This window comes from Streptococcus oralis (assembly GCF_003942875.1).
GTDB classification, from domain to species: domain Bacteria; phylum Bacillota; class Bacilli; order Lactobacillales; family Streptococcaceae; genus Streptococcus; species Streptococcus oralis_BX.
On record NZ_RMVK01000001.1, the window covers coordinates 254,589 to 278,201 of the forward strand.

17 protein-coding genes and 1 tRNA gene are annotated in these 23,613 nt (G+C 38.0%); 3 read left to right on the forward strand and 15 right to left on the reverse strand.

What is annotated here, in order from left to right; translation table 11 throughout:
- Window position 1: 1 nt before the first annotated feature.
- The 3 genes from murD to typA form a co-directional block, all read right to left on the reverse strand.
- Entirely contained in the window at window positions 2-1,354 is a 1,353-nt protein-coding gene (murD, locus tag D8844_RS01265) for a UDP-N-acetylmuramoyl-L-alanine--D-glutamate ligase (protein WP_125421272.1), read from the reverse strand.
- Window positions 1,355-1,471: 117 nt separating this feature from the next.
- A complete protein-coding gene (locus D8844_RS01270) occupies window positions 1,472-1,726 on the reverse strand; it encodes a DUF3165 family protein (protein WP_000262661.1) in 255 nt (84 codons plus the stop codon).
- A gap of 19 nt (window positions 1,727-1,745) precedes the next feature.
- Window positions 1,746-3,587, reverse strand: a complete 1,842-nt coding sequence (gene typA, locus D8844_RS01275; protein ID WP_000164119.1) for a translational GTPase TypA — start codon at window positions 3,585-3,587, stop codon at window positions 1,746-1,748.
- A gap of 158 nt (window positions 3,588-3,745) precedes the next feature.
- Between typA and D8844_RS01280 the strand changes: the two genes are divergently transcribed.
- Window positions 3,746-4,471, forward strand: coding sequence for a 16S rRNA pseudouridine(516) synthase (locus tag D8844_RS01280; RefSeq protein ID WP_084857102.1), 726 nt, complete (start codon window positions 3,746-3,748; stop codon window positions 4,469-4,471).
- A 40-nt stretch (window positions 4,472-4,511) separates the two neighbouring features.
- Here D8844_RS01280 and D8844_RS01285 read toward each other — a convergent pair whose 3' ends face one another.
- The 3 genes from D8844_RS01285 to D8844_RS01295 all read right to left on the reverse strand — a co-directional run bounded on the left by D8844_RS01285 (window position 4,512) and on the right by D8844_RS01295 (window position 5,502).
- Window positions 4,512-4,745, reverse strand: coding sequence for a hypothetical protein (locus tag D8844_RS01285; protein ID WP_070569094.1), 234 nt, complete (start codon window positions 4,743-4,745; stop codon window positions 4,512-4,514).
- Between the two features lie 86 nt (window positions 4,746-4,831).
- The gene (locus D8844_RS01290) at window positions 4,832-5,212 is read right to left on the reverse strand and encodes a rhodanese-like domain-containing protein (RefSeq protein ID WP_070569096.1); all 381 of its coding nucleotides are present in this window, start codon (window positions 5,210-5,212) and stop codon (window positions 4,832-4,834) included.
- On the reverse strand, window positions 5,209-5,502 hold the full coding sequence (locus tag D8844_RS01295) for a YqgQ family protein (protein WP_049477930.1): 294 nt from the start codon (window positions 5,500-5,502) through the stop codon (window positions 5,209-5,211). The genes D8844_RS01290 and D8844_RS01295 overlap by 4 nt, the downstream gene beginning before the upstream one ends.
- 41 nt (window positions 5,503-5,543) lie before the next feature.
- Here D8844_RS01295 and D8844_RS01300 point away from each other — a divergent pair, with 41 nt between their 5' ends.
- Together D8844_RS01300 and D8844_RS01305 are read left to right on the forward strand one after the other, a co-directional pair.
- The gene (locus tag D8844_RS01300; RefSeq protein ID WP_001222578.1) at window positions 5,544-6,452 is read left to right on the forward strand and encodes a LysR family transcriptional regulator; all 909 of its coding nucleotides are present in this window, start codon (window positions 5,544-5,546) and stop codon (window positions 6,450-6,452) included.
- Window positions 6,453-6,496: 44 nt separating this feature from the next.
- Complete coding sequence (locus tag D8844_RS01305; RefSeq protein WP_125421275.1) at window positions 6,497-8,296, forward strand: N-acetylmuramoyl-L-alanine amidase; 1,800 nt, start codon at window positions 6,497-6,499, stop codon at window positions 8,294-8,296.
- A 28-nt stretch (window positions 8,297-8,324) separates the two neighbouring features.
- Here the strand turns inward: D8844_RS01305 and D8844_RS01310 are convergent, their stop codons facing one another.
- The 9 genes from D8844_RS01310 to D8844_RS01355 all read right to left on the reverse strand — a co-directional run bounded on the left by D8844_RS01310 (window position 8,325) and on the right by D8844_RS01355 (window position 23,555).
- Window positions 8,325-8,642 carry a hypothetical protein gene (locus D8844_RS01310; protein ID WP_042902605.1) on the reverse strand — a complete coding sequence of 106 codons (318 nt, stop codon included), beginning with the start codon at window positions 8,640-8,642 and terminating at the stop codon, window positions 8,325-8,327.
- A gap of 226 nt (window positions 8,643-8,868) precedes the next feature.
- On the reverse strand, window positions 8,869-9,738 hold the full coding sequence (locus tag D8844_RS01315; protein ID WP_049518940.1) for a DUF6287 domain-containing protein: 870 nt from the start codon (window positions 9,736-9,738) through the stop codon (window positions 8,869-8,871).
- Window positions 9,739-10,034: 296 nt separating this feature from the next.
- Window positions 10,035-10,107, reverse strand: a tRNA-Thr gene (locus tag D8844_RS01320).
- A gap of 224 nt (window positions 10,108-10,331) precedes the next feature.
- A complete protein-coding gene (locus D8844_RS01325; protein ID WP_125421278.1) occupies window positions 10,332-16,820 on the reverse strand; it encodes a S8 family peptidase in 6,489 nt (2,162 codons plus the stop codon).
- A gap of 430 nt (window positions 16,821-17,250) precedes the next feature.
- Entirely contained in the window at window positions 17,251-18,036 is a 786-nt protein-coding gene (locus tag D8844_RS01330; RefSeq protein ID WP_000760747.1) for an ABC transporter permease, read from the reverse strand.
- A 1-nt stretch (window position 18,037) separates the two neighbouring features.
- Window positions 18,038-18,856 carry an ABC transporter permease gene (locus D8844_RS01335; RefSeq protein ID WP_125421281.1) on the reverse strand — a complete coding sequence of 273 codons (819 nt, stop codon included), beginning with the start codon at window positions 18,854-18,856 and terminating at the stop codon, window positions 18,038-18,040.
- A 1-nt stretch (window position 18,857) separates the two neighbouring features.
- Complete coding sequence (locus tag D8844_RS01340) at window positions 18,858-19,850, reverse strand: ABC transporter ATP-binding protein (protein WP_084860164.1); 993 nt, start codon at window positions 19,848-19,850, stop codon at window positions 18,858-18,860.
- Window positions 19,851-20,144: 294 nt separating this feature from the next.
- Window positions 20,145-22,361 carry a YeeR family protein gene (locus D8844_RS10565; protein WP_125421287.1) on the reverse strand — a complete coding sequence of 739 codons (2,217 nt, stop codon included), beginning with the start codon at window positions 22,359-22,361 and terminating at the stop codon, window positions 20,145-20,147.
- Window positions 22,362-22,673: 312 nt separating this feature from the next.
- Complete coding sequence (locus D8844_RS01355; protein WP_001018995.1) at window positions 22,674-23,555, reverse strand: class II fructose-bisphosphate aldolase; 882 nt, start codon at window positions 23,553-23,555, stop codon at window positions 22,674-22,676.
- Window positions 23,556-23,613: the final 58 nt, after the last annotated feature.

Consider the following 23,613-nt stretch of genomic DNA (forward strand, 5'->3'; position numbering starts at 1 on the left):
ATTATTCCTTTAACTCCGATACTGTGTCGATGAAAAGATCTCCACGTACTTCAAAGTTAGCATACATATCCCAGCTAGCATTGGCAGGACTGAGGAGAACCACATCTCCTTGAGTCGCAAGCTCATAAGCCTTGCGGGTCGCATCAGCAATATCTGTCGCATCTACATAAGTCACACCAGCCTTCTCTGCTGCCCGTTTGACACGTTCTGCAGACTGACCGAGGATGACCATCTTCTTGAGCCCAGTAATATCTGGAACCAATTCGTCAAACTCATTTCCTCGGTCCAAACCACCTGCAATTAAGATAACCTTACTGTTGTCAAATCCTGATAAGGCTTTTTGGGTAGCCAAGATATTGGTTGACTTACTATCGTTATAGAATTTGACCCCCTTGATTTCATCCACAAACTGGAGACGGTGTTTGACACCACCAAAGGCTGAAAGAGTTTCCTTGATGATTTGGTTATCTACACCACGTAGCTTGGCTACTGCAATGGTCGCAAGGGCATTTTCTACATTGTGGCTACCTGGAACACCGATTTCACTAGCTGCCATGACCACTTCGCCACGGAAGCAGAGTTGACCATCTGCTAGGTAGGCTCCATCAACCTTTTCCTGTGTTGAAAATGGTACAACAGTAGCTTGTGTTTTGGTAGCCAATTCTTTTGCCAAATCTTGGTTAAAGTTCAATACAAGGAAATCATCCGCTGTCATCTTGTTCTGGATATTCCACTTAGCTGCCACATACTCTTCAAAAGAACCATGATAGTCGATATGAGTTGGCATGAGGTTGGTAATAACCGCAATCTCAGGATGGAATTCTTGGACACCCATCAGTTGGAAAGAAGAAAGTTCCATGACGAGCGTGTCCTTGGCTGTCGCAGTTTGAGCAACCTGACTAGCAGGATAGCCGATGTTCCCTGACAAAAGACCATGTTGGCCGGCAGCAGTTAAAACTTCCCCAATCATCGTCGTTGTGGTTGTTTTCCCATTTGAACCCGTGATACCGATAATTGGCGCTTCTGAGATTAAATAAGCCAATTCCACCTCAGTCAAGACTGGAATCCCCTTTGCCAATGCTTTTTCAATCATGGGATTGCTATACGGGATACCTGGATTTTTCACCATCAGAGCGAAATCTTCATCCAAGAGCTCCAAAGGATGCCCACCAGTGACAACCTTGATCCCATCTTCTAGTAAACTTTGCGCAGCAGGATTTTCCTCAAAAGGCTTGCTGTCATTTACTGTCACAATAGCACCTAGCTTGTCTAACAAACGGGCCGCAGACTCACCAGACTTAGCCAAACCTAAAACAAGGACTTTCTTATTTTTAAATTGATCGATTACTTTCATGTCTCAAACTCCATTTCTACTCCTACTATTTTACCATTTTTATGGAAATAATACTAAGCGAAAATGCTCTAACCCTCATTATAACATCGAAAAAGAGAGCCGTAGCTCTCTTTCTATTTATCTTCTTCTGCTCTTTTTTACAGGCATGAGCGTAATGTCTCTCAAGCTAAAGTAGGCTAGAGCCAGCATGGCGATTGTGACAAAGAATTCTGTCGGTAATTGGAAGATTTGCAAGATGGACAACATCAGCAAAATCAAGAGTGCAACAACTACAAAGACCAAGATAACGATGTTGACTGTTCCTTTGATACTTTGGGGTGTCGCAAATACATAGAGTAGTAATAAGAGGATTCCTATGATTAAATAGACCATCTTTATCTCTTTCTAGCTCTTATTCAGCTGATTTTTTCTTTTTGTTGGCTTTCTCACGCTCTGCCTTGTTAAGGATTTGCTTACGCAAACGGATAGACTCAGGCGTTACTTCCATGTACTCATCGTCATTCAAGAACTCAAGAGACTCTTCAAGTGTCAAGATACGAGGTGTCTTGATAACCGCTGTTTGGTCCTTAGTAGCTGAACGGACGTTGGTCATTTGTTTAGCCTTAGTGATGTTAACTGTCAAGTCGTTTTCACGAGAGTTTTCACCGATAATCATTCCTTCGTAAACCTCAGTACCTGGGTTGACAAAGATAGTACCACGTTCTTCGATAGACATGATTGAGTAAGTTGTAGCCTTACCAGCATCGATGGAAACAAGGGCACCACGGTGACGTCCACCAATTTCCCCTGGAATCAATGGCAAGTATTGGTCAAAGGTATGGTTCATGATACCGTAACCACGAGTCATTGACAAGAACTCAGTTGAGTAACCGATCAAACCACGCGCTGGAACAAGGAAGACCAAACGAGTTTGACCATTACCAGTTGAAATCATATCCAACATTTCACCCTTACGTTCAGAAAGGCTTTGAATAACAGATCCTTGGTATTCTTCTGGAGTATCGATTTGCACACGTTCAAATGGCTCACATTTAACACCGTCAATCTCTTTTACGATAACTTCTGGACGAGATACTTGAAGTTCATAGCCCTCACGACGCATAGTTTCGATCAGGATTGACAAGTGCAATTCTCCACGACCTGAAACAGTCCATTTATCTGGTGAATCAGTTGGGTCAACACGAAGGGAAACGTCTGTTTGCAATTCGGCCTGCAAGCGTTCTTCCACCTTACGAGAAGTCACCCATTTACCTTCTTTACCAGCAAATGGTGAGTTGTTGACCAAGAAGGTCATTTGAAGCGTTGGCTCATCGATGTGAAGGATTGGAAGAGGCTCAACTGCATCTGTCGGTGTAATCGTCTCACCAACAAAGATATCTTCCATACCGGAAACGGCAATCAAGTCACCTGCTTTGGCCTCTTGGATTTCACGACGTTCCAAACCAAAGAAACCGAAAAGTTTTGTAACACGGAAGTTCTTCGTTGTACCATCTAGTTTAGAAAGGGTAACTTGGTCTCCAACTTTCACACTACCACGGAAGACACGACCGATACCGATACGACCTACGAAGTCATTGTAGTCCAAGAGTGAGACTTGGAACTGTAACGGTTCATCTGAGTTGTCCACTGGAGCAGGGATATGGTCGATAATGGTATCAAAGATTGGTGCCATTGTTTTTTCTTGATCAGCTGGATCATCTGACAATGAAGAAGTCCCGTTGATAGCTGAAGCATACACCACTGGGAAATCAAGCTGGTCGTCATCTGCACCAAGCTCGATGAAAAGTTCCAAGACTTCGTCTACTACTTCTGCTGGACGAGCCGATGGTTTGTCGATTTTGTTAACAACCACGATTGGGACAAGGTCTTGTTCCAAGGCTTTTTTCAATACGAAACGAGTTTGTGGCATGGTTCCTTCGTAGGCATCCACGACCAAGACAACACCGTCAACCATTTTCATGATACGCTCAACTTCTCCACCGAAGTCCGCGTGTCCTGGTGTGTCCATGATGTTGATACGAGTTCCGTTGTAGGCAACGGCAGTGTTTTTCGCAAGGATGGTAATTCCACGCTCTTTTTCGATATCGTTTGAGTCCATAGCGCGCTCTGCCAATTCAGTACGTGCATCAAGAGTTTCAGATTGTTTCAATAATTCGTCAACGAGGGTTGTTTTACCGTGGTCAACGTGGGCGATAATCGCAATGTTACGGATATCTTCTCTTAATTTTGTCATGATTTCCTCTAATAATTAAATTTTTATTTCTAACTGAACAATTATACCACAGTCTCATTCAAAAATCACAGTTCAGCTAAGTGTAAATGTTTTCACTCTGCTTTTCTAGTCAAGACAACTCTTTTCAAAGTCAGAGACTTATGATAAGATAAGCTGGTATGCGTTTAGATAGATTATTAGCCCAAGAAAAGGTCAGTCGCAAGGCTATGAAACAGGCTCTATTAAAAAAAGAAATCCTAGTAGATGATTGTCCAGCCAGCTCACTCGCTCAAAATGTCGACACTGGGTTGCAGAAATTAGTCTTTCAAGGACGACAAATCCAAGGCTACGAGCACACCTACCTCATGCTTCATAAGCCAAACGGAGTCGTTACAGCTAGCAAGGATAAGAAACTTCCAACCGTCATGGACCTCCTTCCACCTGACAGCCAGTCTGACCAGCTCTATGCTGTCGGCAGATTAGACCGCGATACCACGGGACTGCTGCTTTTGACAGACAATGGACCTCTTGGCTTCCAACTCCTTCATCCCCAGTACCATGTCGATAAATCCTATCAAGTGGTAGTAAACGGACCGCTCACGTCAGACCATATCCAAAAGTTCAAGGATGGAATTGTCTTTTTAGATGGGACCACTTGTAAACCTGCTCAGCTTGAAATTCTGTCCGCAAGCCCAACAGAGAGCCGGGCCTCCATCACTATCTCTGAGGGCAAATTTCATCAAGTCAAGAAGATGTTTCTATCAGTTGGTGTCAAGGTGACTGCCCTAAAACGAATCCAATTCGGTGACTTTACATTAGACCCAGAACTAGCAGAAGGGCAATACCGTCCCTTGAATCCAGAGGAATCGGAAATCATTAAAAACTACTTAGAGAAAAGTGGATAAAAGAAAAAAGCTTTATGTTTAAAGCTTTTTTTGTTTTTACTTATCTAAAAACTAATGCGATGGCTGCAATCCAGTTAAGTACAGAAATTACAAGTCCTACGATATTGAGAATTTTTTCTGTTTTATAGTCTAGTCCAGATTCTTTTTGGTATGAAAAAGCCAAGACCAATCCTATGATCCCCAAAATCAGACCCACTATTGGCGATAGCAAACCAAGGACGATAGATAAGATACCTAAAATAAGTGAAGGTTTTTTCTTTTGTTGTGAATTCATATTACAAAATCTCCTTAAATTTAATATAAATGATGATACCATAAAATGCTAGCTTTATCTATCATTCGACAGTTTTTTACAGAATCTTAGCTAGTCTTGACCTTCCCAATCCAAGAATCCAATCCATAAGAAAGGATATAAATCTCAGAGAAACCTTGTTTCTTCAAATAAAGTGCTGCATTGGTCACTCGTTGTCCGCGTTGGTTTTCGTAGAGAAGGACAGGTTTATCCTTACGAAGGGCTGCAAGGCTTGACTTCAACTGATTTGAAGGAATATTGCGAGCTCCGAGGATATGTTTTCTGTGAAATTCTGCTGGTTCACGGACATCAATCAATTGCCCTTTTCGAATCAAGGCTTCAAATTCTGCATTATCCACAATCTTAGCCGCACGACGAATACGAAGGTAGTTATAACCCATCCATGCCGCCATCGCTAGTACGATTCCCCACAAAACCCAAATTGTCATAAGTTCTTATCTCCATTTTTCTCTATGTAGTCTAATTCTATCTTGTGCTCTCTACGAAGAACAGCTTCCGCCTCTAGATAGTCTAGCTTGTCCATCAGACCTGCATCATAGATCCGAGAGAGTTCGAGCTTCATCAGTTCAATATCATACAAGCGCTTCCCCATGTAAACAATAATGCCAAACTGTTTGAGAAATTGCTGCACATCATAGAATGTTTTCATAGCTTTCATTCTAACAGATTTTAGACTTTTTTTCAATACCAGTTTGGGGCTTTCCTCTCTTCCTTTCATCTTCTTTGCTCATTCTTCACCAAGTGTGGTACAATAAAAGCATGAGAATTCAACAATTACACTATATTATCAAAATCGTCGAAACTGGCTCTATGAATGAAGCAGCCAAGCAACTCTTTATCACCCAACCAAGTCTCTCTAATGCCGTTCGAGACTTGGAAAATGAAATGGGCATTGAAATCTTTATCCGCAATCCCAAGGGCATTACCTTGACTCGTGATGGGATGGAGTTTCTCTCCTATGCCCGTCAGGTCGTTGAGCAAACTCAGCTTCTGGAAGAACGCTATAAAAATCCTATCGCCCACCGCGAACTTTTCAGCGTTTCCTCTCAGCACTATGCCTTTGTAGTCAATGCCTTTGTCTCTCTGCTCAAGAAAAGTGATATGGAGAAATACGAGCTCTTCCTTCGTGAAACTCGGACTTGGGAGATTATCGATGACGTCAAGAACTTCCGTAGCGAGGTCGGTGTCCTCTTTTTAAACAGCTACAACCGCGATGTTTTAACGAAAATGCTAGATGACAATCACCTCTTAGCCCACCACCTCTTTACCGCTCAACCCCATATCTTTGTTAGCAAGACCAATCCTCTAGCTAAAAAAGACAAGGTCAAACTGGCTGATTTAGAAGATTTTCCTTATCTGAGTTATGATCAGGGGACGCACAACTCCTTCTACTTTTCAGAGGAGATTCTTTCACAAGAGCACCACAAGAAATCCATTGTTGTCAGTGACCGTGCCACCCTCTTTAACCTTTTGATTGGTTTGGATGGTTACACCATTGCAACAGGGATTTTGAACAGTAACCTCAACGGAGACAATATCGTTTCCATTCCACTGGACATTGACGACCCGATTGAACTAGTCTATATCCAGCATGAAAAAACCAGCCTGTCTAAGATGGGCGAACGCTTTATCGAGTATCTACTAGAAGAAGTTCAATTCGATAATTAATAGAAAAATGAAAAAGTGAAAAAGAAAAAGTTAGGAAATAAAAAGTGAAAAAGATACTACTGACCAGTGCTTTAATCCTTTCAATCGTAGGATTAGCACCCGCATCCGTCTTAGGAGAAGAAAACACTACTCAATCCACATCTGCTGTCAAGGAAGCAATTGCCAAAGAAGAAAAGAAAGAATCAAGTGTTGAGGAAAACTCTAAATCAGAAACTCTTCCGAAAGTAGATGTGCAAGAAGACAAGACAAAAAAAGAAGGGTGGTACCAAGAAAATCACCACTGGCGTTTTTACCAAGATGATAAGCCTGCTTTAAACTGGAAACAAATCCAAGGCAAATGGTACTACTTCGATCAAGATGGTAATCGTCTTCATTCTACTGTCTACAAAGGCTATGCCTTTGACCAAGATGGTGTCATGATAGAAAATAGCTGGACCAAACTGGACAATCAATGGTATTATGCTGATTCCTCTGGACGACTTGCTCAGAACACTTGGAAAAAAATTAACGGCTCTTGGTACTATTTTGACCAAATTGGAAGTATGCTCAGCAACACTGCCGTTGACGGCTATCTTCTCACAAAAAGCGGAGCTATGGCAGAAAAGGGTTGGACTAAATTAGACCAAATTTGGTACTATGTCGCTCCTTCTGGAAAGATCTCGCAGGATAAATGGGAGAAAGTCAACGGTTCTTGGTATTACTTTGACAAAGACGGTGGAATGCTGAGTGCGACAACCTTCAAGGGCTACCTCTTCAACCAGAGTGGAGCTATGGCAGAAAACAACTGGGTCAAAATCAAGGATACTTGGTTCTATGCGAACGGGTCAGGGAGATATATTCAAGACAACTGGCAAAAGATTCAAGGTTCCTGGTACTCATTTGACCAGAATGGTGGAATGCTAGCAGACAAATGGAAAGAAAGCTACTACCTTAAAACCAGTGGAGCCATGGCGGAGAATGAGTGGATCTTCGATAAAACCTACAAGAGCTGGTTCTATCTAAAAGCGGATGGCCGTTATGCAAATCAGGAGTGGATTGGAGCATACTACCTCAAGTCAGGTGGTTACATGGCAAAGAGCGAATGGATTTACGATAACTCTGACAAAGCACGCTACTACCTAGATGATAATGGACATTATGTTTCAGGAACTTACAAGATAGACGGTAAGGAACACCTGTTCCAAAAATACGGCCAATGGATTTCTGAAGTTTCAACTGAAGGTGGATTTACAAAAGGACTATACAGCAATACCATCTTCCTAGATCCTGGACACGGTGGTCGAGATTCAGGTGCCTTTTACTACAATGTAGCTGAAAAAGATCTCAACATGCAGATTTACCGTAAGCTTCGTACTAAGTTAGAAGAACTAGGCTACAAGGTCCTCACTTCTCGTGATAGTGATATTGACGTTGATTTTGTTACCGAACGTTCTCGTATGGTTAATAAGACCAACTCTGATATTTTTATCAGTATTCACTTCAACGCTACTGGTAATACCTACTCAAAAGCGAGCGGTATTCAAACCTACTCCTATAGCGATGAACCTGATTATCCAAGTAAGATTAATAAATACTGGCACAATCACCCTGATCGTATGAGTGAAAGCAAACGCCTCGCCGCTGCCATCCACTCCTCTCTTCTAGCAGAAACAGGAGCCAAGGATGCTGGCCTGTTGGAGAGCAGCTATGCCGTACTACGCGAAACCGCCAAACCAGCCGTTCTCCTAGAGCTTGGATATATGGATAATTTCTCCGAAAACCAACAAATCAGAGATAGCCACTACCAAGACAAACTGGTCGCAGGCATCGTAAAGGGGATCCAAAAATATTACGCTGGTCGATAAAAAAAGTCTCGAGAAATCTCGAGACTTTTTATTTATCTTCTTTTTTATCCTTATCAGGAAAGAGGTAGCCAATTCCTACACAAGCTAGCACACCAGCACCAATCACCAAACCACTTGAAATTGGCAAGAGATCAAAAATAGCATTTGCAATGATAAAGGCAATGATCAAGCACATCAGACTAGCCTTGTAATCTTTTTTCAAAAAGTTTTCTAGTGTGAAATAGAGGAACAATCCTACCGGAATGAGTGACCAGAGGTTGACATCCAAACTTGGCCATCCAACAGAACCGAAATACAATACTAGCGCTGCTGCTACTAAAAATACAAGTCCTAATAATTTTTTCATTTTTTTGTCTCCATTTTCTTTTTTAGGTTCTTGAGTTGTCTGATACTGACCCCTCACGCCCCTTACATGAACCATTATAGCAGAGGAATTTTTCAAGAACAAGCCCTTTTGCCTATCTGGTCAATATCTCTGTCTAAGTGGTTGAGTATTTGTAACAAAAGAAAAAGAAGCCCATTAGAGCTTCTTGATTTTGCCGATTGTAACAGTATTTTTGAACGAATACCATCTAGTTTTTCTTTTCCTTTGGCTCTAGAGAAGATTTGATTGATTCACGGTCTGCTTGTAGTTGAGCTAAGTTCTTTTCTGCTTCCTCAAGTTTACTGGTATCTGGTTTCACACGATAATAAACATTTTCTGGTTTCATTAACATAGACCCATAATCTTGTCCTGAAAGTAGTCTTTCCTCAGTATGATTGCTTTTATCCGTAATCTTTCCGTCATCAGCAGGTTGCATAACGACTCCACTTGGCACAGCTACTATTACAAATCCTCCAGCAACAGAATCTTTTACCCATGCACTGATAGACGCTGTCTCAGGGTTACGATTATCTTGTCCTTTTGATACCTTTAATCCAACTACAGATTCGTACTTTTGATCATTTGTAAACCAAGTCGCACGTACTTCTCCAGAATCATTAATAATGTATTCATTACCAGATTGACTACGCCAAGTACCTTCTAAACTAGACAAGTCATTGTTCTTAATTGCTTCAATATCTAATTTTGGAACAGCAGTTTCTTTCTTGAACTTGCTAACAAATGCTTCTGCTTCCGTAATTTTGGTATCTAAAGCAGTCAGTTGATCCTTGAGTTTCTGAATTTCCTCTTGTTTATCCTTATCAGTCTCATCTGTCTTTCCTTGGCTTGTAGACGATTGACTTGTTGACTCTGTAGTTGAAACAGCAGACGATGCTTGATTTGACTCTTTCTTTACAATCAGAAAATATGAGAAAATACTTACCAAGATAAGAGTGACTAAAACAGCGAGTGCTATGCCAATATAGATTTTTATTTTTTTATTTGGAGTCAACTTTGATTCTGACCGCTTACGTCCGTTAATCTCTTCAAATTGTCTTTCCCGTTCTTTCTTATTCATAATTTTCTCCTTTTTGATTTATATTCAGCCAAGTTTGCGAGACTTCATTCGTTACTATCCATGAACTTTTATGACTTTTTAAAAAAATCAAAGCAAAAATTTCTAGAATAATTAACAGCCTATAGTCCTCTAAAACGGAACGAAAACAAGTGCTTATTAAAATATATTATACCACAAAATATAAATTTTAGTTTTAATTTATAAGTAGGAGTTTCTGACGTTAAATAGAACCTATCTCAAACGTTCCACCTTTCCTATATTTACAAAAAAAGAAGCCCGTTTGGACTTCTTGATTCTGCCGATTGCAGGGCTTGAACCTGTGACCTACGCGTTACGAGTGCGTTGCTCTACCAACTGAGCTAAATCGGCGATTACCCTTTTAGTATAGCACTCTGAGAATAGATGTCAAGAAATTTTTATCTCCATTAGAAAAAGCCTGTCCTGAGACAAGGCTTTTACATATATCTCTATTAAATCTCCCATTTTCATAGAAATCTAAATAATATATTTATAAATCAATACTTTCACAAAACTATGTCATCACCTCACTATCTAATCTCAGTACATAAACCATTTTTTCTATAGCTTTTGTCTTAATCTTTATTTTTTCTCTTCAATCCAAGAAAAGCTCCTACTATAAACATGATTCCGGCAGCTAATAGTGTCTGGGCTCCGCTTGCTGTTCCGGTTTTTGGCAACTCATTAGGATTGTTACTAGTTGATTTACTATTGATGTTGGTATTTTTATTAGTTAAGTTTCCTTGTTCATTTAGATAAATGTTCTTGTTAATTTCAAAGTTTTTATCATTTTCATCAGAAACAATACTGTTGACATCATTAGTTGAATTAGATTGTGTTTTTTCTTTCTTTTTCGATACATCAAAAGTAGGTTTATTTTCCTCCTCCTTTTTCTCCTCTATTTTCTTGAATACAGGTTTTATAAAGGTATCTTTTGATAGATTAAGAACATAGCCAGCGTCTTTTTTCCCTTCGAAACCAGAAATTTCCCAACCATCAAATTGGTATCCTTTTTCTAATTCACCCATATAGACAGGTAACATAAAATCTTCTTCCGACACTATCGTTGAACTCATTTCTTTTCCATTTTGAATTGTCACAGTCACCGTATGAGGTTTTAATTCGCTTACCTCTCCCGTATCTTTGTTTAAAATGAATTCTTTTACGGTTGTATTTCTTGCGAAATCTTTTACAACAATCTTAATGTTTAGTGTCTTATCTGTTAGTTGTTTAATATCATCAAATGATTTGTATTCTTTTCCATTAACATAAATATGTTGTTCTTGAATCTCACCATCGAATCCATTATTTCTTTTATCATTGATGTTAAAGACTACAGATTTTCCATTAGCATATTCGATACTAGTATTTCCTTTTGGATCAATCTTTACTTCTGGTTTGACATTATCATATAAAAATTGATAATGTACTCCAACCGCTTTCGCATTCAAATCGCTATAGCCAGTTTGAAGATAAACATTTCCATCCATATCTGTTACCTTATCTGGGAATCCGTTTGCTTTATAGTCTTTCATCCCCCAGTCCATGATGTCACCGTCTTTAACATTAAGCTTAATGTTAAAATCTCTAGTGTTATCAATGTGTAAATCTCCGTAGATTAAATAATTATCTACAACCGATTCATTAACTCTCAACTCCCAGTTAAAACCACCCTTATCAGAAATCTTACCTCTTAAATAAAATTCTGGATTTCGTACATAAATTTTATTAGTTTTAGATGGATTAAAGTAGTTCTTGTCCATTGAAAGATTTACTGGTTTTGCATCAATAAATAACGTAGAGCCATCTTCTTTTATAGCTTCTACATTGGACTTATCCTCTCCTGTGTACTCTTTACCATCCTTACCAAATAATACAAGTTTAGAAGGATCTGTCACAAGATTTCCATCGTTATCGATTGCCTCCCCTTTATCATTCATTTTAAATGTAAACACTTGATACCTTACAATGTTAAAGCCGTCCAAAGCCGACATTAATACTGATTGAGTACTTCTTCCATCTTCAACATTTCTACTATCAGCATAAATTGTTGTTTCTGATAAAACTCTTAGATTAGGATTGGCCTTTTGGATTTTTGCTATATCTTCCTTGTTATAGACTCCATTCCCTTCTAACATATCCGTTTTTCCAGGATTATAGGTAGTCACTTTTAGTGCATAGCCTTTTCTCAGAATGATGTTATCCTTTAATAGATATTGTTGTTTTTCTGAATCAGAATAGATTTTACCAGATTCCATGTCCGTTAAATTATTTGGTTTATTTTTTGAAAGATCTCCTTCTCCTAATTCTATTACATTCCCATAACTTGATGCATACGAATATTCTGCTTTAGTTTCCTTATTTTTTTCAGGCATTCTAATTTTAGTTTCAGCTTTTATCTGACCATCATCTTTGACAAAAAACCTCATATCTCCTGCAAAAGCTAATCCATCCACAATATCATTAATATTAGCGTATAAATCAAATGTCATCGTTTTTGAATGGGAATCATACTTGGTCGTTTTGATTTCTATCGATTTATAGTTATTTCCATAGTATACCTTGGCATTTTTAGAAACATTACTGATCTTTCCAAGAATTTCAAAGTGTCCATCTTTAGATGGGTTTAGAATGCCATAAATTTTTGATTTGATTTCATCAAGTTTTTCAGTTTCATATTCTAAGGCACTACCATCGTCATAAGCAATGATATTTCCCTTATCATCGTATTTATAATCGTATTCCTCTATTCTCTTACCAGTTTCACTTGTAAAGTCATCAACTTCTCTAAATTTCTTTTTAATGAGTTTCTTTAAATCTTTGCTTTCAAAGTCTCTAATTGTTGAAATTGTTTTATGAATAGTCAAGCTAGATTTTTCTTCGGTAGCCTCTTCATTTTCTTGATGATGTTCTACTTCAGTTGTATCTTTTTTAAGACTATCCTCTTTTCTATTTTCTAAATTTTTAAATTTAGATTCGGAAATCTCGCCAAGCTTTTGGTATTTAGATGAATCTTGATCAGGATCTACTAGATAATAGGAAATCATCCCATTTTTATCAGCATGATCAGCAAATTTAATTCTATGAATCTTTGTGAAATTGCTAGAACCGTCTAATGCAATCACTTCAATGATTTTTCCTCTTAAATCTCCTGCACCTTTAATTTCATAAATGGTATTTCCGTCTTTGTCAAGTTTTCTATTTCGTCCTTGACCCTCACCTGCATAAGTGACTTCAAGATTTTTCTCAACCTCTCCATCTTCATTAACAAGAGCGGCCCCAGCATACCAAACTTCGTTGGCAATCTCGTCAAATTTTTCAGGATGTTCTTTTTGATCTCTCGCAAATAGCGTTTCATTCTTATATTGCTCTTTGACCTTGTGATAAGTATCCTTTGTAATTAACTTAATTTTTCCAGGGTTTGAAAAATCAATTGAAACAATCTTTGGAGGGGTGTTATCAATTTTTACAGGAATATAGGAAACCTGCCATGGGTAATCCTTGGTTAATCTATATTTAAATTTATAGAAATATTGGCCTTCCGCAATCGGTTCAAATTGTCCTCGTATCTTAGTAGCAGGATCTTTTTTGTCATTACTTTCTGGGGCATTTTCTTCTCTACCTCTAGGGTTATAAATGAGTCCATCCCATTTCAAGTCACCCCAAACTTTTAGCTTAGAAGATTTAATGCCCTTTGCATCATTTCTTTTAGAGTTTAAAATTCCTTTAATAAAGTGTTCTCTCGAAATGACTTTTAAGTCTTTTTGATTTTCTCCTTCTTTATTTGTATTTACTATTGAAATCACCCCTTCTTCTGCACTTCTTAATACAAGTGGAGAAGGCGTTAATCCTCTCTCAAGTTGAGCATCTTGAGGATTTCCATTTGAATCTAAAGGATAGATTTTAGCAATATTAGAGCCACTTGATGAAGGTGCGTTGATTCCTTCGTTATTGAAAGCAAATAATTCTGGATTTTGATCTAGGGATGTTGTATTTTTATCTTTTCTATTTTGGATAACTCCTGCTGGATTAAATTTATCTATACCATGTTCTCCACCAATCCCCTTATTTAAGGTACCTGGAATTTTTGGTTTACCATCATCATCATAACCTTCCATTGCTTTTGATTTTGATCCTTCTTCCCAGGCCCATTTATCAAGGATTGGTTCGTGGTTCCAATTCCCAGCAAATCCCATTAGAGGCATCGACAAAGAAGGTTGGAAGTTTCTTTTCTTACCGTTGGAGTTTAGAGCTTCCATTTCTTCCACTGACTCAAAATGAATAAATGATTCTACAAATTTATTTTTGTTTTTAGCTTCTCCAACATTTATAACCGCATTTAAATCAAAGCTGGAATTTGGACCTATAGTGAAAGTATCATGCTCAAATGTGATATTTGCTCCTTTGACTTTTTCTGGGTGAATTTCTGGAACAATTTGCTTCCCGTCCGGAGATTTTTCATCTTTATATGTTTCATCGAGTTTTAGCCTATCAGTTAGAGCATCTGTAGTTACAGTTGATGCAGAAACTTTAAAGGTTAAAGGTCTGTTTGAGGTATTGTGAAGCTTAATTGTAAAGTATTTTTTATCACCTTTTATTTCTTTAAGAGAAATGGAACCATATGAATTTACCAAACCTTTAGAATCTGTATTTTTGAAAGTTGCTACAACTTCATTTCTCAAAGCGTTGGCAACATTAATTAGCCCCGCTCCCTGCTGTCTAGGTGATGCAAAGTATTGACTCTTTTCTTTCCAAGAGGTTGCATCCATCATAGGTCTTGCAGTATTTTGTAGAGCTATTTTTGTAAGACTTGTAAGGTCTATTTTGTCATCTCCCTTAAGATTTTTCAAGACAGGTCTTTCAAGCAATTCCTTTAATTTTGGTCGAATCAAAACAGTAGAAGCTGCTACGATTGGAGTTGCCATACTAGTTCCTGACATATAACCATAAGTGGATTTACCATTGATAACATTTAGAGTGGATTTAATATTTTTACCAGGTGCTGAAACATCCGGTTTTAAAAGCAAGTCTGTTCTTGGCCCCCAAGATGTAGACCCTGCTGGGACTATAATATCTTCTTTATAAAGTTCTTTGTCTGTGTCAGCTGCAAATTTAAAGTCAATTTCTTTTTCATCACCTACGTTCGGTTTATTAGAATTATAGCTTTCCATATCAATTGGATAGTATTGTTCTAAGTTATCTTTAAAATCTTCCTTATTATTTCTTTTGACTTCAGTTTTTTTATCAGGGTTAATCATGTTCCATAATTTTACACCATCATCTCCTGAAATTGAAAATACTTGACTAGTAGTCCCTTCATCCGCTTCATATCCCATAGCTGGAAGGTCTGTCCAATTATCTCTATTGTAGTAATTTACAGTATTTACAACCATAATGGCACGTGCGCCTTTATCCGTTGCTCTTTTAAAAGCATCTTTTAAATCCTTGGTATAAATTCTATCCATTACTGCAATTTTGCCCTTAAGATCCAAGCCTATCAAATCTTTGTCTTGACCTTTGCCTATATATACAAATTTTAATTTATTTGGAGTTTTTGACCCATCCTCATTTGTTAGGATTTTATTTTTATCGAAAAAAGCTCCTATATTTCTGTATTTAAAACTTTGTCCTCCAATGTTAACCTTATCAAACTCAATGGTTTGATTTTTAGCAGAAGCGACCGCTATCGCATCTTCATGTGCGGCAGTTCGTGTTACATTTCCAGTATCTGTCATTTTCAGATTATTATTTGCTACTAAATCCCAAGAAGAACTTGAAGCAGAAGTCGCAAAGTTACCTGTAGCAACAACCATTGGGATTCCTGCTTTTCTTAATGCTCTAATAGCCTCCCAATATTTCTCGCCTACAAGACCTGTTCCCGTAAAGCCAGATGATACCGAAACAACATCGACATTGTGTTTGATTGAATCTTCAATAGCATGAAACATTGTTTCATCACCCGCGAAGCCAGATCCTGCATCGGAATACATTTTATAAGAGAAAATTTGTGCATTAGGCGCAATTCCATCTATGCCATTAAAGTTCTTGATGTCTTTTTCAGTATCATTTCCAGCAAGAATCCCTGCAATATGCATCCCATGTGGGTCAAAATAATCCCTACCATCATCATATTTTTCTACAGTGATTTTACCACCATTATAATAATTGAACGCATGAGGGATTTTATCACTCAACCAATAATTTTTATCAGTGCCTTTTAAGTCTTCTTTTTTAAATTTCATTGAGTCTTTGGCATCATCATCGATCCTCATAGCCTTATGCCTATAATCTGTTCCAGTATCGATATTTGAAATGACCATACCTCTACCATCAAAATTTTTCCCAAATGGAACATTAATAGACTTTAGGTAATCAATAGCTTCCTCAACTCCAATTTCCTTTCTGGCATGATTCATCATTGGTTGGACTTTTTGTGATCGTTCAACCGACGAAACACCTTCTATTTGTTTAATTTTGTCCAAATTATCTGGAGTTGTTTCAATGGCAGCGCCATTAAAAATCGTATTATAGGTATATAAAACTTTTGTATCCTTAAGATTGGATAGTTCCTTAATTACTTTTTCTCCAGATTGTTTATCTTTAAATTCAGCAATATAGACAACTTTATCTTCTTTTTTGGGACTTTCCGTGTCCTTACTTGCAGACGAGTCTGCATTATATCCTTTGGATTGATTGGAGTCTTCTTTGATACTTGCTCCTTCGTTACTAGTTTTTTTGTCTATCACAGACTTTTTACTAACAACCTCTTTTTCCTCAATAACTGTTGTCTTCTTCTCCTCAGTATCCTTTGAAGTTTCTATAACATTATGAAGTTCTTCAGATTGTTCATTGTTTTCTGTTTCTTTATCTGCTACTACTTTTTCTTTATCAGAAATTCTTAAAGCATCTTCAGAACTAGGTGCATCTGCTACTACTTTTTCTTTATCAGAAATTCTTAAAGCATCTTCAGAACTAGGTGCATCTGCTAAAATTACCTCATTCGGGGCATATGCTGCTAAAATAACTGCAGCAGTAGTTAATGACAATACCGTACTTTTTTTCATTATAATTCCTTCATTTTTTATTTTAAACCCAATAGATAGAAAACTTTAACTTTGCTAGCCTTTGTTATAAAAAGTTTTATGACGTATTATCTAGTGGGATAGAGTAGTACATTTATATATAATTGTTAGCTCTCTGAAAAATAGTATATCAATTAAAAAAATTTAAGTCAAGAAAAATTAACCCAGGTTAATTTTTTTTTTAATCCATGTTAACAAATAGGTTAGTCAATAAATATTATAGTTAACTGGGTACAATATAAACTCATTCCTCCCATCAAAAATATTATCAATCAACTGGAATAATTACCAAAATCGCAAAAAGGGGTATGGATAGAATTCGTGCCTTAATAAACATGCAAAAACAACCGCAATAATTTTCAACGGTTGTTTTTAACATATTTAATTTTTAACTCTCATCCTATTTTATATCTTAAGAACCCGCACTTTCGTAAGCGTCCAAGCCCCTGTCCCAGAGTTTTAAAGAAATAACAAAGAAAACAAGGGAAATCAGAATCAACCCACCAATGTTAAAGAGCCCGTCTTTATCCTGCAAGAAATAGCTGGCAGGATAGTAGGCCGTAAAGGCGAAAGGTACGATAAAGCTAATTAACCAACGAAGAAGGGAATTGTAAATGGAAATTGGGTACTTGGCAAAGTCATTAAACATATAAAAAATGTAAATCATGGCACCTGACTGCTTGGTCCAAAAAGCGATACTGGCAGTCGCGATTTTCAAGGAAGTATAGATCAAGGTCGCAAAAGGAATACAGACTAGAAAAATCAGGAATTTTGGAAGAGTCCAAGCAATACTAGATACCGTTGTCGCTAACAAAATACCACCGACCAATAGTTCGCCCAAGGCATCAATCTGAAAGGTCTCAACCAAGATGTGAAAAAGAGGATTGATAGGACGCGTCAGGTACTTGTCAAACTCTCCTTTTCGCACCAAACGTTGCCCCAGAGCCCAGAGATTGTCAAAAAAGAGATGATCTAGTCCCTTGGGAATTAAGGAAAATCCATAGATAAAGGCGATTTCTTGAAAAGTCCAGCCTTCTAGCGAGGGGATGTGTTGAAAGAGCACATTGAGAAACAAGAGGTTCAGGCCTTGGGTCAGAAAGACTCCCAAGACACCAACCACAAAATCAACCTTGTATTCCATGATTTGCTTGATGTATTGTCTGATAAAAATCAGATGCATGCGTTGATATTTTTTCATACTAACCTCCCTGAATGGTGATGAATGTCTGGACTCGTTTCCAAATCAACTGAGACAAGCCTACCATCACTATGAGCCAGAAGAACTGTAGCAAGAGTGCCTGAAGAATCTGACTGGCATCGTATTTTCCAACAATAATCATAACTGGAGTATAAATCAAGGATGAAAAAGGCAAGAAGGACAGAATATCTGAAACGATCTTTGGAAAAAAAGCCAAGGGAATCATACTTCCAGACATAAATGCCACTATAGAAGTCTTGAGGAGATTGGAACCCCAAAGATTTTTAAATACAAAGGCTGAAAATCCAAAGCAGATATTGAAGAAAAAGTTGATCAGGTAGGCTAGGGTTAAGCTAAAGAGATAAAGGATGGTTAATCCCAGTACTTCTACAACCCCTTGCCCAGATAAGATTTTCATCAAGACAATCACACTTAAAAATGGCAGTCCAACAGAGATAAAAATCAACCACTTGGAGCCAAGCTCGGTGAAGAGATATGAGGCCGCAAAATGCACTGGTCTCAGCAAGCGCATGATAATGGATCCGTCCTTGACCTCCTCCCCAATCATAAAAGAGCTATCCGACTTGGTCAAAAGATTGGTCACAAAACTCATGGTGATGTAGAGGGTGATATCTGCCATACTGAATCCCTGAATCAAAGACTCTTGCGACGAATCGAAGACTGCCTTCCAAAGATAGAAAGCCACAAAAGCCCCCATAACATCCCCAATCCGATAAAGAATAAAGTTGACTCGATAGGTAATCAACTCCTGAACGCCTGCATTGATAAAGGGTTTATAACGTCTCCACAATTTGACCATCTTAGAGCTCCTTTCGGTAGAAGCGACGGATAATATCCTCGATATCCGTATCCAACATCTTCAAATCGCGAATTTCAAAATCAGACAGGGTTTGCTTGATAATATCAGCCGACTGGTAGCAGGAACTATCGAATTCAATATTGAGGCTGTTTCCTTGTCTATCAATAGTCATATCAGACATGCCTTCATAGTGAGAAACTAGATGACTTTGACCTGGCACCAGTTCAAAAGAAAGAGTCTTCATCTTGCCAAAGGTTTCCTTGAGCTGGCTCACCGTTCCATCAAAAATCTCTTGCCCCTTATCAATCATAAAAATCCGATCACAAAGTTGCTCAATGTCGCTCAAGTCGTGAGTGGTCAAGAGAATAGTGGTCTCTTCCTCCTGATTGATCTGGGTAATGGCGCGACGAATATTATCCTTGACCGAAACGTCCAAACCAATGGTCGGCTCATCTAAAAAGAGAACCTTGGGATTGTGGAGCAAGGAAGCCGCAATATCCGCCCGCATTCGTTGACCCAGTGAAAGAGTGCGTACGGGATCCTTGATAAATTCCTTCAAATCCAAGACTTCATTCAAAAAGTCCATACGCTTATGAAAGAGCGCGTCTGGCACATCGTAAATTTCTTTTAAGACCGTATAGGTCTCTTGCAGGGCCAGATCCCACCATAGCTGGGTGCGTTGTCCAAAGACAACCCCAATATCCTTGACATAGTCTTGACGATTGTCCTGAGGAATCTTGCCATTGATCCGACAATAGCCCGATGTCGGCTTTAAAATTCCTGTCAGCATTTTGATGGTTGTTGACTTCCCAGCTCCATTGGCCCCGATAAAGCCCAAAATTTGGCCTTTTGGAACTTCAAAGGTCAAATCCTTGACCGCTTCAAAGGTCTGCTTTTCAGGATGAATAAAGGAGCGCAAAGCCCCCTTTAACCCCGGCTCCTTTACTGTCTTCACAAAATTTTTCTGAAGATGTTCCACTTCTATCATTGCCATATCTATCTCCCTACCGTAAGGAATAGCAACATTGTATTTTTGACTACAAATATTCTAAATCCTTACTTTCTAAACTTTCTAATTGTTATTCTTACAGAAGGCTTTATACCAACCTATTATAGTCCAATAAAAAACGGAATGCAAGCGTTTGCCTACAGATTATGAAATTAGAGATTTCACTCTTAAAATAATACTTTTGAATCAAAAATTCTGGTTTAATAGTTTCCTTAAAACACCAAAAAACCTGCCCAGTGGGCAGGTTGTATTCAAAGTGATTTATCTCAAATATTCAATTTAATCAACACATTCTCCATTTTCATTAACTCTATACCCATCTATGGTAGTATTAACTGCTAGTTCTCCTGAAGAATATGAATAATACCATGTTTCGCCAATTTGGAACCAACCAGTTACCATTGATCCGTCTTCTTTTAAATAATACCATTTCCCTGAATCTTGAATCCAACCTGTCGCCATAGCTCCATTATCTTTCAAGTAATACCAGACATCATTATACTTAAACCAACCTGTTACAAGGACTCCATCATCACTTAGATAGTACCAATGTTCATTATCTTGAATCCACCCCCTTGCTAAAGAGCCGCTATTATTTAGATAGTACCAAGCACCATCATTTTGTGTCCATCCTGATTCCGATGAATATTGAACATCATTTATTACTTGAACTGCCTCAATAATTTCCTTCAATTCAACTCGTTTTCTATCTTTTATGACAGATTTAACTTTTTCCTCAACAAACTCTTTCGCATAAGTCCGACTATTTTCTTTCCTCTGGAACATGTCCTTCAGTAAACTTTCTAATTGTTCATTAAAGACATCTTCTTGAATTTTATTAAACTCTTTCTGAGATAGCGAAATAACCATCACAGTATCAATAAACTCTTCTTTTAATTGGGCAAACATTTCCACACGATCATCTTCTATGAATTGATCCGCAATTGCTTTTGCTCCTATTCCTCCTGCAATTCCTCCTATAATCGCACCCGCTAATGCTCCTATTGGTCCAGCAATTGCACCACCAACCGCACCTGCACCAGCTCCTGCCATCATACCGCCCCCAGCAACTGCTGCATTTTTTAATAGCTGCTGTGAAGAAATTCTTCCAACAAGCGCTTCAAAAATATCTGGACCCATAATAACAGCGAATGATATCACTGGTGCAGCTCGTCTTGCAACCACTTCAGCTGTAATTTTTTTTCCAAAAAAATCATTAATTTGTTTTGTAAATATTTTTGCGAATTGCTGTGACGCAACATAGATACTAGTTCCCATAGCTAGGGTTCGTAATCCTGCTTTACCAGCCATTAGAGCCGCATCTTTGGTTTCTGCACCCGACCATTTAGCATGAGAAAAAACAATAACAAAGCTTATACCCACACCTGGCAGTGAATTAATAGCTCCATCAATTGCATCAAATTTAATTGATGTTAAATTTCCTCCTTGAGCTATCAATCTTGACTCTCTATAGGTAATATGTCCCTTTCTGATATAATTTTTCGCTTCTTCTGGGTTGTTAACTCCCTCAACTTTTCCTTGTCTAATTTTTTCTCCAAATAACTCTACTGCTTTATCATATTGGTCTTTAGGAACTTCTAATTGCATTCCTTTGTATTTATACATTCCACTTTCAGAATCGAAAGCTGAGTTAATTGTTCCAGTTGCTCTTGCATAATATTTAGTCTGAATCTTTTGATTTCCGACTTGCCGGTCTGCACCGTTTTTTGCATTGTTTTGACCAATTTGTTTGACATCTTGAAAAGGATATTTAATCCTATCAATTACATTATTAGCATATTCTGCAGCATGACCATGCCCAGATGGAGCGCTAACCATTGCATTTATTTGAGCTTTATGCAATCTATCACCAACACTTAATAAAATCCAAGAAACAGCTCCTATCTCAGTTCCTCTTCTAAAGGTAGTTGAATTAACATTCTTTTTACCAATTTTTAATAACTGTGAGTTTAAATTTTCAACTTGTACATCATTTGTATAACCGGAAGCAATCAATTCATTCAATTCCCTAACAACATAGTTCAAACTATTCGAGACATTCAAACGTTTAATAATCCCATATGGATAGTAAAATACTAACTGATCATTATCATCTACCTCTACTTTCCATAAATTGGAAAATGGAAAAAATTGTACATTACACCTTTCTTGATCTTTGATTTGCATTTTTTCGAAAATTCCATACTGGGTCAAGAGTAAACCATATTCTTTGAAATCTTCTTCCTTTAAACTTCTAACCGGAGAATAACCAAAATATTCAAATTCAGTATTAGAGAATTCATTATAAAATTCTTTTTCTGACTCAATAAACCACTTAGCCCGTCCATAAGGTACTGACTCACCATAATAATCAAATCCATTCTGTGCAATAGACCTAAATACTCGTCTAACACTATCCTCACTGTGAGTATGAACCTCTTTAATTTTTCTTTTCCAAAAAAAATACTGAAAAAAACTGATTATATTTTCTTTCATACTTGATAATAACCTCTCCACTATTACTAACCATTTTTTAAAATCATTGGCTCCCTTAACTTCTAGTATAGAGTTAAATTAATGATATTGAATAATACTTCAGAAATTGTCTATAAACTCCCTGACGCTTACAAATTAGTTAATTCAATTATAGCAAAAGGATAATATAAAATCTATACCAAATATAATAACTTTAGTTCGTGTAAAGAATGGAAATATAGAGTAAGTTTCTATCAAATTAAGATTTTTTAATGTTATCCACACCAAAAAACCCACCCAATGGGCAGGTTTCATCTGTATTGTTCAGCTAGATTAAGCTTTACCTTCTGAACCGAATACGTCGATACGTTCTTCAACTGATGCTTGGATAGCTTTTACACCGTCAGCCAAGAATTTACGTGGGTCGAAGAGTTTCTTCTTGTCGTATTCAGCTTCGTTCGCTTCGTAGTCACGAGCAAATTTACGAGTTGCGTTAGCGAATGCGATTTGGCATTCAGTGTTAACGTTAACTTTTGCAACACCAAGTTTGATAGCTGCTTGGATTTGGTCATCAGGAATACCTGAACCACCGTGCAATACGATTGGGAAGCCTGGAAGAGCTTCTGTCAATTTCTTCAAGTGGTCAAGGTCAAGACCTTCCCAGTTTGCTGGGTAAGGACCGTGTATGTTACCGATACCAGCTGCCAAGAAGTCGATACCAGTTGCAACCATTGCTTTAGCGTCTTCGATTGGAGCCAATTCACCTTTACCGATGATACCGTCTTCTTCACCACCGATAGTACCAACTTCAGCTTCTACTGAGATACCTTTAGCGTGTGCTTTTTCAACAACGTCTTTAGCCAATTTAAGGTTTTCTTCAACTGGAAGGTGTGAACCGTCAAACATGATTGAAGTGTAACCAACTTCGATACACTCAAGTGCATCTTCGTAGTGACCGTGGTCAAGGTGGATAGCTACTGGTACAGTGATACCCATTGACTCAACAAGGTTAGCGATCAAGTTGCGAGCAACTTTGTAACCACCCATGTATTTAGCAGCACCCATTGAAGTTTGGATCAAAACTGGAGCTTTTTTAGCTTCTGCTGCACGCAAGATAGCTTGAGTCCACTCAAGGTTGTTTGTGTTAAATCCACCAACTGCATAACCGTTGTCACGAGCTGCTTGGACAAATTTTTCTGCTGAAACGATTGCCATTTGTCAGGCCTCCTATATATTTTTTGGGACATCCCATTTACATTGTTCATTTTATCAC

What these genes read in the sequence shown, in the direction of transcription:
- D8844_RS01285 (WP_070569094.1), bottom strand. Translation starts at nt 4,745, where the DNA reads ATGAATTCACAACAAAAGAAAAAACCTTCACTTATTTTAGGTATCTTA.
- D8844_RS01315 (WP_049518940.1), bottom strand. Translation starts at nt 9,738, where the DNA reads ATGAATAAGAAAGAACGGGAAAGACAATTTGAAGAGATTAACGGACGT.
- D8844_RS01310 (WP_042902605.1), bottom strand. Translation starts at nt 8,642, where the DNA reads ATGAAAAAATTATTAGGACTTGTATTTTTAGTAGCAGCAGCGCTAGTA.
- D8844_RS01295 (WP_049477930.1), bottom strand. Translation starts at nt 5,502, where the DNA reads ATGAAAGGAAGAGAGGAAAGCCCCAAACTGGTATTGAAAAAAAGTCTA.
- D8844_RS01340 (WP_084860164.1), bottom strand. Translation starts at nt 19,850, where the DNA reads ATGGCAATGATAGAAGTGGAACATCTTCAGAAAAATTTTGTGAAGACA.
- murD (WP_125421272.1), bottom strand. Translation starts at nt 1,354, where the DNA reads ATGAAAGTAATCGATCAATTTAAAAATAAGAAAGTCCTTGTTTTAGGT.
- D8844_RS01335 (WP_125421281.1), bottom strand. Translation starts at nt 18,856, where the DNA reads ATGGTCAAATTGTGGAGACGTTATAAACCCTTTATCAATGCAGGCGTT.
- D8844_RS01280 (WP_084857102.1), top strand. Translation starts at nt 3,746, where the DNA reads ATGCGTTTAGATAGATTATTAGCCCAAGAAAAGGTCAGTCGCAAGGCT.
- typA (WP_000164119.1), bottom strand. Translation starts at nt 3,587, where the DNA reads ATGACAAAATTAAGAGAAGATATCCGTAACATTGCGATTATCGCCCAC.
- D8844_RS01270 (WP_000262661.1), bottom strand. Translation starts at nt 1,726, where the DNA reads ATGGTCTATTTAATCATAGGAATCCTCTTATTACTACTCTATGTATTT.
- D8844_RS01325 (WP_125421278.1), bottom strand. Translation starts at nt 16,820, where the DNA reads ATGAAAAAAAGTACGGTATTGTCATTAACTACTGCTGCAGTTATTTTA.
- D8844_RS01355 (WP_001018995.1), bottom strand. Translation starts at nt 23,555, where the DNA reads ATGGCAATCGTTTCAGCAGAAAAATTTGTCCAAGCAGCTCGTGACAAC.
- D8844_RS01330 (WP_000760747.1), bottom strand. Translation starts at nt 18,036, where the DNA reads ATGAAAAAATATCAACGCATGCATCTGATTTTTATCAGACAATACATC.
- D8844_RS10565 (WP_125421287.1), bottom strand. Translation starts at nt 22,361, where the DNA reads ATGAAAGAAAATATAATCAGTTTTTTTCAGTATTTTTTTTGGAAAAGA.
- D8844_RS01290 (WP_070569096.1), bottom strand. Translation starts at nt 5,212, where the DNA reads ATGACAATTTGGGTTTTGTGGGGAATCGTACTAGCGATGGCGGCATGG.
- D8844_RS01300 (WP_001222578.1), top strand. Translation starts at nt 5,544, where the DNA reads ATGAGAATTCAACAATTACACTATATTATCAAAATCGTCGAAACTGGC.